Here is a 17734-nt window from a genome sequence, read left to right on the forward strand (position 1 = left end):
GCCGTCACCGCGGCTCCGGTCAGCCGAGCAGCCGCTTCAGCCGCTCGCCGGTCGCGCCCAGCACCGAGCGGGCCCGGGCCAGCTTGTCGGCGCTCACCCCGCCGTCCCGCGCCGCGTCGCGGACCTGGTCGCGGAAGCGGTCGAGCAGCCGCTCCAGCTCGCGGGACGGGTCCGCGTCCGGGTCGGTGCGCGCCCACGGCGGCAGGTCGGCCGGGGCGGCCGTCGCGTCCTGGTCCTTGTCCAGGTCGATCCGGGTCGCGGTGACCCGCTCGCCCGGTTCGGCCCGCTCGTCCGCCGCCGAGTGGCCCCAGCGGGCGGCGTCGGCCAGCCCGGCCAGGCCCTTGGTCAGCTCGGACAGGCCCTCGGCCAGCCCGGTCGGCCAGTCGCCCTTCGCGGCGTGCTCGCGCACCTGCTGCTCGACCCGGCGCTTGATCCGCAGGGCCTCCTGCTGGGCGGCGGTGCGGGAGGCCTTGGCCTGCTCGCGCAGTCGGCGGGCCTCCTCCTCGGCGGCCTTCGCCTTGGCCTTGGCGGCCCGCTCCTGTTCCCGGGCGCGCTTGGCCTGCTCCTTGGCCTGCCGCTTGAACTGGGCGAACTCCTCCTTGGCGCGCTGCCAGGACTCGTTGTCGCCCCAGGGGCCGGCCCACGGGTCGCCGCCGGTTCCGGCCCCGGTGTCGTGCCCGGGCCGCGGGGCCTGCTTGGCGGCCTGCCACAGCTCCTCGCGGAGGTCCTTGGCGCTGTCCCGGACGTCCTCCCGGATCGCTCCGGCGAGCTGGGCCACGGAGTCGTGGATCTCCAGTTCCAGCTCGTCCAACTCGACCTGGCGGGCTCCGAGTTCGGCCCGCCCGGCGTCGGTCAGCCGGTAGACCTTGCGGCCGCCCTCGGTGCTGTGGCTGACCAGGCCCTCCTGCTCCAGCTTGGCCAGCCGCGGGTAGACGGTGCCGGCGGAGGGCGCATACAGGCCCTGGAAGCGCTCCTCCAGCAGGCGGATCACCTCGTAGCCGTGCCGCGGGGCCTCGTCCAGCAGCTTCAGCAGGTAGAGCCGGAGCCGGCCGTGGCCGAACACGGGGGTCATCTCAGGCCTCCTTGGTGAGGTCGGGGCCGGCGGGCCGGTCGTCGGCGGGGGAGGCCGGGAGCTCCTTGACCACCACCGGGGCGTCGTCCTCGGAGTCGGGGCGGCGCAGCACCGTCACCGCGCCGGAGACGGTGGTGACGTTGAGGCTGCCGCGGCCCTCGCCGAGCTGCCCTGAGATCTTCTTGGCGCCCCAGGTGCTGCTCATCTTGAGCTCCTCGAAGGTGCTGGAGACGTCGCCGCTGGTGGAGCCGGCCTCCACGGTGGCATCGGCCAGCGAGGGGATCCGGACCACGACCGGGCCGCTGACGGTGTTGACCTTGACGTCGGTCTCGCCGGCCACGTCGAGGTCCAGGGTGACGGCGCCGGTGACGGTGTTGGCCTGGACGCGGTCGGCGGTGCCGGCGATCACGGTGAGCCGGCCGGAGACGGTGTTGACCTTGAGCTGGCCCCCGACCGCCTGGGCGTCGACGTCGCCGGTGACGGTGCTGGCGTCGATCCGCCCGGTGACCTCGGCCAGGGTGGTGTCGCCGCTGGCGCCCTGCACCGAGACGTGCCCGGCGATGCCGGTCACGGTGGAGTGCGCCGACACGGTGCCGACCTTGACGTCGGTGCCGGCCGGGACGGTCAGGGTGACGTCCACGGAGCGCTTGCGCCGGAAGGAGTCGAAGAAGTTGCGGACCGAGCCGACCGACTTGATCCAGTCGCCGAACTCGCCCCAGCTGTTGATGTCCTTGTAGGTGACGGTCAGCACGCCGTCGACCAGCGTCACGTGCAGCGCGTCGCCCTTGAGGCCGGTGACCTCCAGGCGGGCCGGGCCCTCGGCCGCGACCACGTTCACGCTGCCGTCGATGACGCGCACATGCAGTGCGCGGACCGCGTCCTCGAAGGTGGTCCTGCCCGGCCCCTCGATCGTCCACTGGTTCATCCCTGCCGCCTCCCGTCGCGGATCGCGATGTATCGCGTTCTCTTCTGAAGACGATATATCGCGTGCCGGGAAAAGCAAGCGGTTCCGCCCCCGGGCGGCCCCGGAGCCGACCCGGAGCCGTCCCCTACGGGACACGCGAAGGGCCCGGGAGGCGGTTGCCTCCCGGGCCCTCGGTCCGGCGGCCGTCGCCACCGGGTCAGGACGTCACTCGTCGTCGTCCTCGTCGTCGAGCCTGGCCAGCCAGGTGGCCAGCCGCTCGACCGGGATCTCGAAGTCCGGATTGAGGTCGACGAACTCGCGCAGGCGCTCGGCCAGCCACTCGAAGGTGACCTCCTCCTCGCCGCGCCGGCTCTCCAGCTCCTCGATGCCTCGGTCGGTGAAGTACACGGTTCGCTCCGGTCGGATGGGGATTGACCTGGCCAGGATAGACCTGCCGGTCAGCCGGCCCGCCAGGTGCTGACGGTCATCGAGGCGGCACCCGTGGTCGGGTCGGCGGCGGTGATCGCGGCGATCGCGATGTTGCGGCTGTCCCGGTCGCGGATGCAGAGCAGACGTCCGGGCGCGACCCGGTTGTACGTCAGGTCGGTGTCCGGCCGGGAGTCGATCGCGGCGGCGCACTGCTCGGCCGTGACCGTCGACTCGGTGATCACGGCGAAGTCCGACTTCTCGTCCCCCGCGCTCTCGAAGGAGTTGGCCTTGCTGCCGCTGCCGGTGTTGGTGACGCCCAGGCCCCACTTCAGGTCGGAGCCGCTGTGCGGCACCACGGTGCCGGCGTTCAGGTCGATCCGGTAGGCGTCCGAGGAGTAGTCGGCGGCCGGGATCGAGAGCGCCTTCTTGTCCAGCAGCGGGGTGTAGCCGACCGGCCGGGCCGGGGCCGAGACGGTGCCGGACCCGGACTTCGAGGGCGCCGCGGACACCGGCACGCCGGAGGCGGAGGTGGTCGGGGCGGGGGAGGCGCCGTCCGGGGCGGCGACCGGGTTCGCGCTGCCGCCGCCCTGCGGGGCCGCGCTGTTGCTGCTGCTCCCGGCCTTCCCGCCGTCGTCCAGCTTCTTCATCAGCACCACGCCGCCCGCGGTGCCGCCGACCGCCATCACCAGGGCGACCGTCACCAGCACCTTCCAGGAGACTCCGCCCCTGCGCCCGGGCTCCGGCTGGGGTGCCGGGGCGGCGGCGGTGACCACCGGGCCGGGCGGCGGGGTGTCGAAGGACGGCGGCTCCGCCCGGAGCGGGACGGTGGGCGGGGCGGGGAGCAACGGTGCGGTCGGCGTCTCGGTGGGCGGCTGCGGGGCGCCGTACGCGCCGAGCGGCGGCGGGGCGAAGCCGGACGGGGGCGTGGCGGGCCGCTGCGGCGGCTGGACCGCGGCGGTGACCGGGTGGGTCGGCGCGCCGGCCGGCTGCGGGGGAGCCGCTGGGGCCGCCGGGGCCGCCGGGGTCGTGAGGGCGGCCGGCGGGGTCGCGGGGGCGTCCGGCAGCGGAGCCGGGGGCGTCCTGGGCAGGTCGGAGCGCCGGGTGATCTCGGTGTTGACCTGCCGCGGCAGCCAGTCCTCGCCGAACCGCAGCTGGCCGCCGACCTCGGGGTGGTTGCGGGCGACCCGGATGATCTCGGCCGGCTGGGGGCGGTCCTCCGGCGACTTCGCCAGGCAGCGCTGGACCAGCTCGCGCAGGTCCGCCGGGACGGCCGTCAGGTCCGGCTCCTCGTGTACCACCCGGTAGAGCACCGCGGTGTCCGGACCGTCACCGAACGGCGGGGTGCCGCCGGCCACGTAGGCGGCCAGGGCGCCCAGCGCGAAGACGTCGGTGGCCGGGGTGACCGCGCGGCCCTGCGCCTGCTCGGGGGCCATGAAGGCGGGGGAGCCGATCCGGTAGCCGGTGCCGGTCAGCGCGGTGGCGTCGGCGGCCCGGGCGATGCCGAAGTCGATCACCCGGGGCCCGTCCCCGGCGACCAGCACGTTGGCGGGCTTGAGGTCGCGGTGGACCACCTCGACGCTGTGGATCGCCTGCAGCGCCTCGGCGATTCCGCCCATCAGCAGCAGCACGGTGCGCACCGGCAGCGCGCCGTGCTGCCGCACCACCTGCTGCAGGGACGGGCCGGGCACGTACGCGGTGACCAGCCAGGGGGCGTCCGAGTCCAGGCCGCCGGAGTCGATCACCTGTGCGGTGTACAGCCCGTGGATCCGCTGGGCGTTGCTGACCTCCTGGGCGAACCGGCGGCGGAACTCGCCGTCCTCGGCGAACTCGGGACGGACCACCTTGAGCGCCACCGGGCGTCCGCCCGGCGTGTACGAGAGGTAGACGCGCCCCATGCCGCCGGCGCCGAGCCGGGCGAACAGCCGGTAGCCGCCGACCTCCCGGGGGTCGTCCGGAAGGAGCGGCTGGAAGACCGGAGGGAGCTTGCCGGGGTGCGGCGTGTCGGTCATGCGGTGGATCCCCCTGGGAGAGCGGTGAGGTCGTTCGGCCGGGCCGCGGGCGCGATGACCTGCGCCATGGCGGCGATCTGGCGAGGCATAACCTATCGATCCGTCAGGTGGGAGTGCGGGCCGGTCCCCGTTTGGTTGCAGAGCTGGGACCTTGACGTGAACGGGAACGCCCGCGGCCCCCGTCCCTCAGTGGGGGCGGAGGCCGCGGGCGGGTCGGTCCCAGCGCGTCAGAGCGCGAAGACCTCCTCGATCAGCGCCTGCTGCTCGGCACCGTGCCGCTTGGCCGAGCCGACGGCCGGCGACGAGGCCGCGGCGCGCGCGACGCGGCGCAGACGGGCGTCGCCGCCGCTGCGGCCGATGACGACCTGCAGGTGGTCGACCAGGTTCATCGCGATGAACGGCCAGGCACCCTGGTTGGCCGGCTCCTCCTGCGCCCAGACGAACTGGACGTTGTCGCCGTAGCGGGCCAGCTCCTCCTGGAGCTCGGCCACCGGCAGCGGGTAGAGCCGCTCCATGCGGACGATCGCGGTGTCGGTGATGCCACGCTCGGTCCGGGCCGCCGCCAGGTCGTAGTAGAACTTGCCGGAGGTGATGACCACCTTGCGGACCTGCGCCGGGTCGACGGTGGTGTCACCGATGACCGGGCGGAACGAGCCCGACAGGAACTCCTCGGTCGCACTCGCCGCGGCCTTCAGACGCAGCATCGACTTCGGGGTGAAGACGATCAGCGGCTTGTGGTGCGGGTTGTGCGCCTGCCAGCGCAGCAGGTGGAAGTAGTTCGACGGCAGGGTCGGCATGGCGACCGTCATGTTGTCCTGCGCGCACAGCTGGAGGAAGCGCTCCGGGCGGGCGGACGAGTGGTCCGGGCCCTGGCCCTCGTAGCCGTGCGGCAGCAGCAGGACGACGCCCGAGTGCTGGCCCCACTTCTGCTCGGCGGAGGCGATGTACTCGTCCACCATGGTCTGCGCGCCGTTGACGAAGTCGCCGAACTGCGCCTCCCACATGACCAGCGCGTTCGGGCGGGTCAGCGAGTAGCCGTACTCGAAGCCCATGGCCGCGTACTCCGACAGCAGGCTGTCGTAGACGGTGTAGCGGGCCTGGTCCTCGGTGAGGTACTGCAGCGGGGTGTAGTCCTCGCCGGTCTTGCGGTCGATCAGGACGGCGTGCCGCTGGCCGAAGGTGCCGCGGCGGCTGTCCTGGCCGGCCAGGCGGACCGGGTGGCCCTCCATGAGCAGCGAGCCGATGGCGAGGGTCTCGCCCATCGCCCAGTCGATGGTGTTGTCCTCGACCGAGGCGGCGCGGCGCTGCAGCTGCGGCAGCAGGCGCGGGTGGACGGTCAGCCAGTCCGGGAAGTTGACCTGGGAGGCGGCGATCCGCTTGACCATCTCCTGGGAGATGCCGGTCTGGATGGAGACCGGGAAGTCGGCGACCGGCTTGCCGGTGGTGGTGTCGGCCGGCGCCTGGGCCGCCTCGCGGACCTCGGCGAAGACCTTCTCCAGCTGGCCCTGGAAGTCCTGGAGCGCCTGCTCCGCCTCTTCCATGGTGATGTCGCCGCGACCGATCAGGCCCTCGGTGTACAGCTTGCGCACCGAGCGCTTCTTGTCGATCAGGTCGTACATCAGCGGCTGGGTGAACGACGGGTTGTCGGCCTCGTTGTGACCGCGGCGGCGGTAGCAGATGAGGTCGATCACGACGTCCTTGTGGAACGCCTGGCGGAACTCGAAGGCGAGCCGCGCGACGCGGACCACGGCCTCCGGGTCGTCGCCGTTCACGTGGAAGATCGGGGCCTCGATCATGCGGGCCACGTCGGTGCAGTACATCGAGGAGCGCGAGGACGCCGGGGCGGCGGTGAAGCCGACCTGGTTGTTCACCACGACGTGCACGGTGCCGCCGGTGCGGTAGCCGCGCAGCTGCGACATGTTCAGGGTCTCCGCGACGACGCCCTGGCCGGCGAAGGCCGCGTCGCCGTGGATCTGGATCGGCAGCACCGGGAAGGTGGTGCCGCCCTGGTCCAGGATGTCCTGCTTGGCGCGGGCGATGCCCTCGACGACCGGGTCGACCGTCTCCAGGTGGGAGGGGTTCGCGGCGAGCGAGACCTTGATGGTCTCCCCGTCCAGGCCGGTGAAGGTGCCCTCGGAGCCCAGGTGGTACTTGACGTCGCCGGAGCCGTGCATCGACTTCGGGTCGAGGTTGCCCTCGAACTCGCCGAAGATCTTGCCGTACGGCTTGCCGACGATGTTGGCCAGCACGTTCAGGCGGCCGCGGTGGGCCATGCCGATGACGGCCTCGTCCAGGCGGTGCTCGGCGGCGGAGTCGATGACCCCGTCCAGCAGGGCGATCAGCGACTCGCCGCCCTCCAGCGAGAAGCGCTTCTGGCCGACGTACTTGGTCTGCAGGAAGGTTTCGAAGGCCTCGGCCGAGTTCAGCCGGCGCAGGATCCGCAGCTGCTCCTCGCGCTCGGGCTTCGCGTACGGCTTCTCCAGGCGCTCCTGCAGCCACTTGCGCTGCTTCGGGTCCTGGATGTGCATGTACTCGATGCCGACGGTGCGGCAGTAGGTGTTGCGCAGCAGGCCGAGGATGTCGCGGAGCTTCATCATCTTCTGGCCGCCGAAGCCGCCGACCGCGAACTCGCGCTCCAGGTCCCACAGGGTGAGGCCGTGGGTGGTGACGTCCAGGTCGGGGTGCTTGCGCTGCTTGTACTCCAGCGGGTCGGTGTCGGCCATGAGGTGGCCGCGGACCCGGTAGGAGTGGATCAGCTCCATGACGCGGGCGGTCTTGTTGACCTCGTCGTCGTGGGTGGTGGCGACGTCGGTGGCCCAGCGGACCGGCTCGTACGGGATCCGCAGCGACTCGAAGATCTCGTCGTAGAAGCCGTTCTCGCCGAGCAGCAGGCGGTGGATCTCGCGCAGGAACTCGCCGGACGCCGCACCCTGGATGACGCGGTGGTCGTAGGTCGAGGTCAGCGTCATGATCTTGGAGACGCCCAGGCGGGACAGGGTCTCCGGGGCGGAGCCCTGGAACTCGGCCGGGTACTCCATGGCGCCGACGCCGACGATGGTGCCCTGGTTCTGCATCAGGCGCGGCACGGAGTGCACGGTGCCGATGCCGCCGGGGTTGGTCAGCGAGACCGTGACGCCGGTGAAGTCGTCCATGGTCAGCTTGTTGGCGCGGGCCCGGCGGACGATGTCCTCGTAGGCCTGCCAGAAGCCGAAGAAGTCGAGGGTCTCGGCCTTCTTGATGGCCGCGACGACCAGCTGGCGGTCGCCGTTCGGCTTGACCAGGTCGATGGCCAGGCCGAGGTTGACGTGCTCCGGCTTGACCAGGAAGGCCTTGCCGTCCTCCACCTTGTAGCTGTGGTTCATGCCCGGGGCGGCCTTGATGGCCTGGACCAGGGCGTAACCGATCAGGTGGGTGAAGGAGACCTTGCCGCCGCGGGCGCGCTGCAGGTGGTTGTTGATGACGATGCGGTTGTCGATCAACAGCTTCGCCGGGACGGCGCGGACCGAGGTCGCGGTCGGCACCTCCAGCGAGGCGTCCATGTTGCTGGCGACGGCCTTGGCCGGGCCGCGGAGCTGGACCAGCTCGGGGCCGGCCTGGGCGGCGGCGGCGGGGGCCGGGGCAGCGGCGGCGGCCTTGGGGGCCGGGGGCGCGGCGGGCGCGGCGGCGAGCGGGGCGGCAGCCGGGGCCGGAGCGGCCGGAGCGGCCGGGGCGGCGGGCGCGGGTGCGGCCGGAGCAGCAGCGGCGGGCGCGGGGGCAGCGGCAGGGGTCGGCGTGGGGCCGGCCTGGGTCGCGGCCTGGGTCACTGGGGTCACCTCGGTACCGGGCTTGTAGTCGGCGAAAAAGTCCCACCAGGCTCGGTCGACCGAGTTCGGGTCCTGGAGGTACTGCTGGTAGATCTCATCGACGAGCCACTCATTGGGGCCGAAGCCAGTGGAACTTGCCGAGCTGTTGGGGGTTTCAGGGGACTGTGGCGACACGGCGGCAACCGCCCTCTTCCGCTTCCTTTTGGGATGTTTGGACAGCGGGGATTAAGGCTACGCCCCTGACCAGTGATCGCGCAGTCCCCGGGCCCCAGGCGTCGCCCAGATCACAGTCCTGACCTGCAGATTGGCTGAAAAAGTACGTTAGAAAGCCGTATCTGAGGGGAACCGATCGGGCCCGATCGCGCCCCAAAGCGGGGCGAAAGCGGACAAAGACCCAGGGTAATCCGCAGACGATCTTCGTGTGCGTCTGTGTCGGATCTGTGACAAATGTCCTGGGCCGCTCAGGGCTGTCCGGGCAGCCGGACCTCGATCCGGCAGCCGCGCGGCGACTCGGCGACGGCGATCCGTCCGCCGTGCAGGTCCACCGCCCAGCGCGCGATCGCCAGCCCCAGTCCGGTGCCGCCGTCGGAACCCGGGCCGGCGGCGGTCGCGGTGCCGCTGCGGCTGAACCGTTCGAAGACCCGGCTGCGGTCCGCCGGCGGGATGCCCGGACCCTCGTCCTGGACCTCCAGCAGCAGGCCGCCGTCCTCGCCGTCCGGTCTCGCGCGCACCGTCACGGTGCCGCCGGGCGGGGAGTGCTTGCAGGCGTTGTCGACCAGGTTGGCGACCACCTGGTGGAGCCGTTCCGGGTCCGCCACGGCGGTCAGGCCGGCCGGGCTGACCTCCAGGGCCAGCCGGACGTCGCCACGACGGGAGAACGCCCCGCCGGCCGTCGCGCCGTCCACGGTGACCCCGCGCAGCACGCCGTCCAGGAACTCGCGCACCTCGAAGGGGCGGGCGTCCAGGTCGACCACGCCGTCGTCGATCTTGGAGAGGTCCAGCAGGTGGGTGACCAGGCGGCCGAGCCGCTCGGTCTGCTCCAGCGCGGCCTCCAGCGTCGCCGGATTGGGCTGCACGACGCCGTCCACCACGTTCTCCAGCACGGCGCGCAGCGCGGCGATGGGCGTGCGCAGCTCGTGCGAGACGTTGGCGACCAGCTCACGGCGGTGCCGGTCGGCGGCCTGGAGGTCGGCGGCCATGCCGTTGAAGGCGGCGGCCAGCTCGCCGATCTCGTCGCGCGAGCTCACCTCGACCCGGCGGCTGTAGTCGCCGGAGGCCATCGCGCGGGCGGCGGCCGTCATCTCGCGCAGCGGGGCGGTCAGCCCGTGCGCGAGGAACTGCATGAACAGCAGCGAGGCGATCATGGAGAAGACCATGATGATCCGGATCTGGGTCTCGGACCGGATCGCCACGACCACCATCCCGGTGGCCAGGAACACGGAGACGATCACCAGCAGGGCGAGCTTGCCCTTGATCGACCGGACCGGGTCGAGCGGACGGATGTCGGCCCAGACCCGGCTGGCCGCGCGTGCGGCCAGCGTCTGCGGGCGCGCGCCGTCGGCGTCCCCGTTGCGTTGCTGTGGAAAGGTCATTGGTCCCTGTGATCCCCGCGTGGTGTCACGGCGGTGCCGGGACACGGGCCCCCCGGTGGCCCGTCGCCCGAAGCCCCCGTCAGGAGAGCGGGGCCTCCAGTGCGTATCCGACGCCGTGGACGGTGCGGATCCAGCTGGCGCCGATCTTCCGGCGCAGCGCCTTCACGTGGCTGTCGACGGTGCGGGTGCCGGACGCGTCGGTCCAGTCCCACACCTCGGCCAGCAGCTGCTCGCGGGTGAGCACCGCGCGCGGCTGGGCGGCCAGGCAGGCCAGCAGGTCGAACTCGGTCGGCGTCAGGTGGACGTCGCCCGAGGCCAGCCGGACCCGGCGCTGGACGTGGTCGATCTCCAGCTCGCCGAAGCGCAGGCTGCCGAGCGCGGGCGTGCGGGCGGCCTGCTGGGCGCGCTCGACGCGGCGCAGCAGCACGTTGACCCGCGCGGCCAGCTCGCGCATGGAGAACGGTTTGGTCATGTAGTCGTCGGCACCGACGCCGAGGCCGACCAGCAGGTCCGTCTCGTCGTCGCGGGCGGTCAGCATCAGTACCGGCACCGGGCGCTGGGCCTGGATCCGGCGGCACACCTCCAGCCCGTCGAAGCCGGGCAGCATGATGTCCAGGACCACCAGGTCCGGCTGCCAGGTGTGGAAGCCGTCCACCGCGCCGGGGCCGTCGTGGGCCACGGCGACCTTGAACCCCTCCGCGCCCAGTCGGGCCGCGATCGACTCGGCGATCGTGGGTTCGTCCTCCACCACCAGCACTCTGCGCTGACTGCTCACCGTGCCACCGGTGTTGGGGTTGTCCTGCTGAATTTCTGTCACGGTCACGCCACCGCCCCCAGGGCTGCGGGCCGGCCACCTGTGGGGATGGCGGGGCTCCGCTCGTAGTCTTGTTCCGTCGTGGACTGTGCCGGGTCCGCCGTCCCGTCGCGCGCCCGGGAGTCGGTGCGGACGGATGGTCTCCCGTCCACTTCTCCCACGCACTCCGCAGCGTACGGACAGCGGATGCTTTCCGGCAGGTGGACCGGACGTTTCCGGCCCGTGGGCCGGCTGTCCGGCCGCCCGTGGACCCACCGCTTGAGTGGGCACGGGCCGATACCTTACCCGGCGAATTTTCTGTGCGTAACGGTACGTATGCAGTCCAGTTGACGCCAAGTCGCCGGTCAGAGGGCCTACTGACGCGTTAATGGGAAGAAGGTCTGGACCAATGGCGGGAATCCGGCGGCTCCCCGCGTCGACGGTCTTCACGGGCTTTTCTCAGGTGCCTCTCAGAACCTCGACGTACCGTGGCCACGACAACGCCCCGCCGGGCGGAATCCGGCGCACCCGCCGGTACGTTGGGCACCTGCGAGCACCGGTGTCGGCGGGCGTGGAGCGGAGGCGGCATGGCGGGAGTGCGGCGGGAGGCCGTCCGGAGCGCGCCCGCGGGGGTGCCGTACGGAATGCTCCGGCACGGACTGCGCACCGGCGTCTTCGAATGGCTGCTGGAACGCGTGCCGACACCCCGGCGCACTCCCTTCACCCTCGGATATCTCGCCGTGGTGGGGGCCACCACGACCTTCGCCGGGCTCGCCGATCCGGAACTCGTCCAGCGTTTGCAGGAGGCCTCCAGTTCGGACGGCCACAACCTGCTCCAGCACCCCCTGCGCGCCCTGGTGCTCAGCGGGTTCTGGGTGGCCGGCGAGGTGTGGATGCCCTATCTGTGGGGCTTCGCCTTCACCCTGGCGCCGCTGGAGCGAAGGGTCGGTACCGGCCGGGCCGCGGCGGTGTTCGCGATCGGGCACGTGGCGGCCACCCTGCTCTCCCAGGGCGTGGTGATCGCCGCGGTGGAGACCGGGCGGATGGCCCCGGAGGCGATGGACCACCTCGACATCGGGGTCAGCTACGGCGTGCTCGCCTGTCTGGGCGCGGTGGCCGGGCTGCTGCCCTGGCGCGGGCGGGTGCCGGCGCTGGGTGCCGTCGGGCTGATGATCGCCCAGCAGATCGCCACCGAGCGGGACGTGGTCACCGCCGTGGGGCACCCGGCGGCGGTGCTCACCGGAGTGGCGCTGTCGCGTTGGCTGCGGCGGATCGAGCGGCGCCCGCCGCGGCCGCGCACCCGGTCGGCGCAGGCTCCGGCGGTCGGCTCGGCCGCCTCCCCGGCCGCCGCGGCGGTGCGGGCCGGCGCCCGCCCGTCCACCGCGCGCTGACGCCGCGGCCCTCTTGGGCCACCCTTTCCCCGTCCTTTTGACGGCGCCTCCTCCCGGCCGTTCCGGTGACACCGTGTTCGCTCATGGCGAACAAGGTGTCGGGAACATCCGGGATGCGTGAAGCCTTAGTCAGGTCGACTCAAGTTCACTGACTGGGGAGAGATCATGGCATCGACGTCCACACCGCTCACCCTGCCCGTGCTGCCGCTCGACGACGAGGTCGTGCTCCCGGGCATGGTCGTTCCGCTGGACCTGAAGGACACCGAGGTGCGTGCCGCGGTCGAGGCCGCCCGCGCCGCGGCCGCCGGCTCCGGCAAGCCCCAGGTCCTGCTGGTCCCGCGGGTGGACGGCTCGTACGCCGCGGTCGGCACGCTGGCCACGGTGGAGCAGGTCGGCCGGCTCGCGGACGGGGACCCCGCGGCCCTGGTGCGCGCCGTGCGCCGGGTCCGGATCGGGGCCGGCACCACCGGCCCGGGCGCCGCCCTCTGGGTGGAGACCACGCCGTTCCGGGAGTCCTCGGTCGGCATGCCGGTGGCCGGGCGCGCCGCCGAGCTGGTCAAGGAGTACAAGGCGCTCTCCACCCAGTGGCTGCGCAAGCGCGGCGCCTGGCAGATCGTCGACCGGGTCGCGCAGATCGAGGGCGTCGGCGAGCTCGCCGACAACATCGGCTACGCGCCCTTCGCCACCGCCGAGCAGAAGCTCAAGGTGCTGCTGGAGGCCGACCAGGTCGCCCGACTGGAGTACGCGCTCACCCTGCTGCGCGACCACCTCGCGGAGGAGGAGGTCAACGACACCATCCGCAAGGACGTCGAGGAGGGCGTGGCCAAGCAGCAGAAGGAGTTCCTGCTCCGCCGCCAGCTGGAGGCCGTCCGCAAGGAGCTGGCCGAGCTGAACGGCGACCCGGCCGACGAGGAGGGCGACTACCGCGCCCGGGTCGAGGCCGCCGACCTCCCGGAGAAGGTGCGGGAGGCCGCGCTCAAGGAGGTCGACAAGCTGGAGCGCTCCTCCGACCAGTCTCCCGAGGGCTCCTGGATCCGCACCTGGCTGGACACCGTCCTTGAGCTGCCCTGGAACGAGCGCACCGAGGACGCGTACGACATCGCCGGCGCCCGCGCCGTGCTCGACGCCGACCACGCCGGCCTCGCCGACGTGAAGGAGCGGATCGTCGAGTACCTGGCCGTCCGCAAGCGCCGGGCCGACCAGGGGCTCGGCCTGGTCGGCGGCCGCCGCGGCGGCGCGGTGCTCGCCCTGGTCGGCCCGCCCGGCGTGGGCAAGACCTCGCTCGGCGAGAGCGTGGCCCGCGCCATGGGCCGCACGTTCGTCCGGGTCGCGCTCGGCGGCGTCCGGGACGAGGCGGAGATCCGCGGCCACCGGCGCACCTACGTCGGCGCGCTGCCCGGCCGCCTGGTGCGGGCGATCAAGGAGGCCGGCTCGATGAACCCGGTCGTCCTGCTCGACGAGATCGACAAGGTCGGCTCCGACTACCGGGGCGACCCGGCCGCCGCCCTGCTGGAGGTGCTGGACCCGGCCCAGAACCACACCTTCCGGGACCACTACCTGGAGGTCGAGCTCGACCTCTCCGACGTCGTCTTCCTCGCCACCGCCAACGTGCTGGAGGCCATCCCCGAGCCGCTGCTCGACCGGATGGAGCTGGTCCGGCTCGACGGCTACACCGAGGACGAGAAGGTCGTCATCGCCCGCGACCACCTGCTCCCGCGCCAGCTGGAGAAGGCCGGCCTCGGAGACGGCCAGGTCAGCGTGGACGAGGAGGCGCTGCGCCGCCTCGCCGGGGAGTACACCCGCGAGGCGGGGGTGCGCACCCTGGAGCGCTCGATCGCCAGGGTCCTGCGCAAGATCGCCGCACAGGCCGAGCTGGGCGAGCGCGAGCTGCCCGCCGCGGTCCGCGCGGAGGACCTGCGCGCCCTGATCGGCCGACCGCACCACGTGCCGGAGTCCGCCCAGGAGCCCGCCGAACGGCGCACCGCCGTTCCCGGCGTGGCCACCGGGCTCGCGGTCACCGGAGCCGGCGGCGACGTCCTCTACATCGAGGCATCGCTCGCCGACGCCGAGACCGGCGGCACCGGCCTCACCCTGACCGGGCAGCTGGGCGACGTGATGAAGGAGTCCGCGCACATCGCGCTCTCCTTCCTGCGCTCGCGCGGCGCCGAGCTGGAGCTGCCCGTCACCTCGCTGCGCGACCGAGGCGTGCACCTGCACATCCCGGCCGGGGCCGTCCCCAAGGACGGGCCGAGCGCCGGCATCACCATGACCACGGCGCTGGCCTCGCTGCTCTCCGGCCGCAAGGTGCGCGCCGACGTGGCGATGACGGGCGAGGTGTCGCTGACCGGGCGGGTGCTGCCGATCGGCGGGGTGAAGCAGAAGCTGCTCGCCGCCGACCGGGCCGGCATCACCACGGTGATCATCCCCAAGCGCAACGAGGCCGACCTGGACGACGTCCCGGCCGAGGTGCTGGAGCGGCTCACCGTCCACCCGGTGGCCGACGTGCGCGAGGTGCTCAAGCTGGCCCTGGAGCCGGCCGGGGTGCTGGTCGCCGCCGCCTGAGGATGATCGACAGGGGGACGGCCGGTCCGCGTGCCACACTGCGGACATGCCGTCCCCCACGCAGCGCGTCCTGGCCCGGGTGCCGGCGCGGCTGCGGCCGTTCCTGCTCCGGCACCGCCGGCTGGTGAAGTTCCTGCTGGTCGGCAGCGGCTGCTTCGCCCTCACCACGGCGATCGACCTGGAACTCAAGTTCACCGTCCTGGAGCACCAGCCGGTGGCGGCGCTGACGGTGGCGACGGTGGTCGCCACCGCCGTCTCCTACGTGCTCAACCGCCGCTGGGCCTTCCGTACGGACGGGCGCCGACCCGAGGCCGTGCTGTTCTTCGTGGTCAGCGCGGTGGCGATCGGCGTCAACGTCGTCCCGCTGGCGCTCTCCCGGTACGCCCTCCACCTGCGCGAGCCGTACGTCAGCCCGTTCCAGCAGGAGATCGCGGACTTCCTCAGCGGGATGGTCCTCGGCACCTTCGTGGCCATGCTCTTCCGCTACTGGGCGATGCGGCGCTGGGTCTTCACCAGCCCCGTCACGCGGACGCACGCCGGGCCGGAACCCGGTTACGCTGCACCCGAGATGCCACGGGATGTGCCGTAAGACATGAGGTGACCGATATGAGCGCGGAGCCGGACGGCGTCCGGACCGGGCCCGCCAGCCAGCAGGGGATGCGCCGGTCCAACCTGGCCCTGGTGCTCGGCGTCATCGCCCGCAGCCCCCGCTCGCGCGCCGAGGTGGCCGTCGAGACCGGGCTGACCAGGGCCGCGGTCTCCTCGCTCGCCGAACAGCTGATCTCGGCCGGCCTGGTCGTCGAGGAGGGCCCCGCTGCCCCCAGCGGCAAGGTCGGCCGCCCCGGCACCGCGCTCGGGCTCAACCCGCTCGGGCCCGGCGGCCTCGGCGCCGAGATCGGCGTCCGGCACCTCGGCGTCTGCGTGGTCGACCTGCGCGGGGAGGTCCGCGCCTGGCGCCGCCAGGAGAGCGCCAACCGCGGCCGCCGGCCCGCCGCCGTGATGGCCGACCTCGCCCAGCTGGTGCGCTCGGCCGTCGCCGAGTCCGGCCTGCGCCCCGCCGGGCTGCGCCTGGCCGTACCCGGGCTGGTCGGCGCCGGCGGGGTGCTCCAGCGGGCCGCCAACCTCGGCTGGCAGGACATCCCGCTCGCCGCCGAACTCCGCCCGGCGCTGCGCCTCGCCGGGGACGGCCTCGGCGAACTGCCGGTCGAGGCGGACAACGAGGCCAACCTCGGCGGGCTGGCCGAACGCTGGCTCGGGGGGAGTCCCGAGGACTTCCTGTACGTCTCCGCCGAGGCCGGTGTCGGCGCGGCCGTGGTGGTCGGCGGCCGGCTGCTGCGCGGCGCGCGCGGCTACGCGGGCGAGCTCGGCCACGTCCCCGTCCACCCGGAGGGGCCGCGCTGCGCCTGCGGCGCGCACGGCTGCCTGGAGCAGTACGCGGGCGAGGCCGCGGTCCTGCGGGCGGCCGGGCTGGCCGGCCGGCACGGCGACTGGGTGACCCTGCTCGCCGACCGCGCCGGAGCCGGGGACGAGCCGGCCCGGGCGGCCCTGGCCGGGGCCGGTTCGGCGCTGGGCATCGCGGCCGCCGGGGCGGTCAACCTGCTGGACCCGGCCGGGGTGGTGCTGGGCGGTGGCTACGCCCGGCTGGCGCCCTGGCTGCTGCCGGCGATGCGGCGCGAACTCGTCGCCCGGGTGACGGTGCGGCCCTGGGCGGAGGAACGGCTGACGGTCTCCCGGCTCGGCCGGCGCGGACCGCTGCTGGGCGCGGCGGTGGGAGTGGTGCGGGCCATCGTCGCCGACCCGGGCCCGCTCGCGGGCGGCGGCTGAGCCCCCACCCGCCGGTCCCCGTACCCGCCGGTCCCCCCACCCGCCGGTCCCCGTACCCGCCGGTCCCCGTACCCGCCGGTCCCCGTACCCGCCGGTCCCCGTACCCGCCGGTCCCCGTACCCGCCGGTCCCCGTACCCGCGGGTCGCCGTTGCCGCCGAGCCCGTACGCCCCCGCCGGAACGCGACCGAGCCCCCGGCCGCGGTGGCCGGGGGCTCGGGTCGGGCCGGCTGTCAGGCCCCGGCGGGGGTCTGCACCGGAGCGTCGGCGTCGATCGCGCCGTCGTCGACGCGCGGGCCGCGCAGCACGGCGAGGAAGGCGACGCCGACGCCGATGACCGCCCAGGCCACCAGGACCAGGATCGGCATGCCCAGGTTGCTGGAGCCGAAGTAGGCGATGGACTTGGTGGCGCTGGTGCCGGCGCCGTTGGGGATCAGCGAGCCGATCGCCCGCCAGAACGGCGGCATCATCGGGGCGGGGTAGACGCCGCCGGCGCTCGGGTTGCCCAGCACCACGAAGACCAGCACGGCGAGGCCGATGCCGATGATCCCGAACAGGCACTGCAGCGCCATGGTGAACGCGCCGACCGCGAACACCACCAGGGCGCCGATGGCGGTCAGGGCCAGGATCGAGCCGGGCATCGCGTCCAGCACCGGTCCCGCGATGAGCGTGCCGCCGAGGCCGGCGCCGACCGAGTACAGCGCCAGGACGCCGAGGCGGATCAGCAGGCGGTGGACGTTGGCCGGCTTGGAGCCGGCGCTGATGCCGAGGATCGAGGCGACCAGGTAGCCGCCGACGCACCAGCCGATGACCAGGTAGAAGGCGGTCAGGCCGTTGGTGTCGCCCTTGGCCAGCGGGACGACGTCCTCGACCTTGACGGTGCGGCCCTGGGACTTGTCCAGCGCGGTGGTGATGCTCTCGGCGGCCTTGGCGGCGGAGGTGCCGCGGGCGCTGCCGATGAGCAGGGTGTCCTCGGTGCCGTTCGGGTTCACGACCAGCGCGGCGTAGATCTTCTGGTCCTTGATCTGCTGGGTCGCCGTCTCGGTGTCCGGTGCGGTGACGGGCCTGACGGCCTCGTCCGGCACCGACTCCAGGCCCTGGACCAGCTTGGGCGTGACCTGCGGCGGGGCGACCACCGCGATCGACAGCTCGTGCGGGGTCGGGTGGTGCAGCGCCCCGACGTACGAGGTGATGAAGCCGAGCTGCAGCAGCAGCACCCCGATCACGAGCATGGCCGCACGCGGTGTGACCGCGCCCTTCAGTTCAGCGATGAAACCCTGCCCCCGGGCGGCCATCCACATCTCCTTGCGTATCGGCGGAAATCGGATACTTAATACCATGAACTAGTTGGCTCGTC

Annotated in this window: 12 protein-coding genes; 4 read left to right on the plus strand and 8 right to left on the minus strand. The window is 73.1% G+C overall.

The genetic code is table 11. The features are described 5' to 3' along the window. Positions 1 to 19: 19 nt before the first annotated feature. From ACIRVF_RS19140 to ACIRVF_RS19170, 7 genes are all read right to left on the minus strand, one after another. The gene (locus tag ACIRVF_RS19140) at positions 20 to 1072 is read right to left on the minus strand and encodes a PadR family transcriptional regulator (RefSeq protein WP_402818719.1); all 1053 of its coding nucleotides are present in this window, start codon (positions 1070 to 1072) and stop codon (positions 20 to 22) included. A gap of 1 nt (position 1073) precedes the next feature. Further along, entirely contained in the window at positions 1074 to 1997 is a 924-nt protein-coding gene (locus ACIRVF_RS19145) for a DUF4097 family beta strand repeat-containing protein (RefSeq protein WP_402818722.1), read from the minus strand. A 204-nt stretch (positions 1998 to 2201) separates the two neighbouring features. Beyond that, positions 2202 to 2384 (minus strand): DUF6104 family protein, encoded by a 183-nt coding sequence (locus ACIRVF_RS19150; RefSeq protein WP_350504423.1) that lies wholly within the window; start codon positions 2382 to 2384, stop codon positions 2202 to 2204. Between the two features lie 50 nt (positions 2385 to 2434). After that, a complete protein-coding gene (locus tag ACIRVF_RS19155) occupies positions 2435 to 4414 on the minus strand; it encodes a serine/threonine-protein kinase (protein WP_402818725.1) in 1980 nt (659 codons plus the stop codon). Between the two features lie 227 nt (positions 4415 to 4641). Further along, positions 4642 to 8391, minus strand: a complete 3750-nt coding sequence (locus ACIRVF_RS19160; RefSeq protein WP_402818728.1) for a multifunctional oxoglutarate decarboxylase/oxoglutarate dehydrogenase thiamine pyrophosphate-binding subunit/dihydrolipoyllysine-residue succinyltransferase subunit — start codon at positions 8389 to 8391, stop codon at positions 4642 to 4644. 287 nt (positions 8392 to 8678) lie between these two features. Beyond that, the gene (locus ACIRVF_RS19165) at positions 8679 to 9809 is read right to left on the minus strand and encodes a sensor histidine kinase (protein ID WP_402818731.1); all 1131 of its coding nucleotides are present in this window, start codon (positions 9807 to 9809) and stop codon (positions 8679 to 8681) included. A 79-nt stretch (positions 9810 to 9888) separates the two neighbouring features. Further along, a complete protein-coding gene (locus ACIRVF_RS19170) occupies positions 9889 to 10626 on the minus strand; it encodes a response regulator transcription factor (RefSeq protein WP_094742879.1) in 738 nt (245 codons plus the stop codon). A 563-nt stretch (positions 10627 to 11189) separates the two neighbouring features. On the opposite strand from ACIRVF_RS19170, the gene ACIRVF_RS19175 reads away from it, so the two are divergent. The 4 genes from ACIRVF_RS19175 (at position 11190) to ACIRVF_RS19190 (ending at position 16379) form a co-directional block, all read left to right on the plus strand. Further along, complete coding sequence (locus ACIRVF_RS19175; protein WP_402818733.1) at positions 11190 to 11993, plus strand: rhomboid-like protein; 804 nt, start codon at positions 11190 to 11192, stop codon at positions 11991 to 11993. A 165-nt stretch (positions 11994 to 12158) separates the two neighbouring features. Then, positions 12159 to 14555: an endopeptidase La gene (lon, locus tag ACIRVF_RS19180; RefSeq protein ID WP_402818736.1), complete on the plus strand. Its 2397-nt coding sequence runs from the start codon at positions 12159 to 12161 to the stop codon at positions 14553 to 14555. 46 nt (positions 14556 to 14601) lie between these two features. Continuing rightward, positions 14602 to 15144: a GtrA family protein gene (locus tag ACIRVF_RS19185; RefSeq protein ID WP_402818738.1), complete on the plus strand. Its 543-nt coding sequence runs from the start codon at positions 14602 to 14604 to the stop codon at positions 15142 to 15144. Positions 15145 to 15161: 17 nt separating this feature from the next. Next, a complete protein-coding gene (locus tag ACIRVF_RS19190; protein ID WP_402818741.1) occupies positions 15162 to 16379 on the plus strand; it encodes an ROK family protein in 1218 nt (405 codons plus the stop codon). Positions 16380 to 16610: 231 nt separating this feature from the next. On the opposite strand, the gene ACIRVF_RS19195 is transcribed toward ACIRVF_RS19190, so the two are convergent. Continuing rightward, positions 16611 to 17672 (minus strand): ABC transporter permease, encoded by a 1062-nt coding sequence (locus ACIRVF_RS19195; protein WP_402818743.1) that lies wholly within the window; start codon positions 17670 to 17672, stop codon positions 16611 to 16613. Between the last annotated feature and the right edge of the window lie 62 nt (positions 17673 to 17734).

The organism is Kitasatospora sp. NPDC101157 (assembly GCF_044768255.1).
Classification (GTDB): Bacteria; Actinomycetota; Actinomycetes; order Streptomycetales; family Streptomycetaceae; genus Kitasatospora.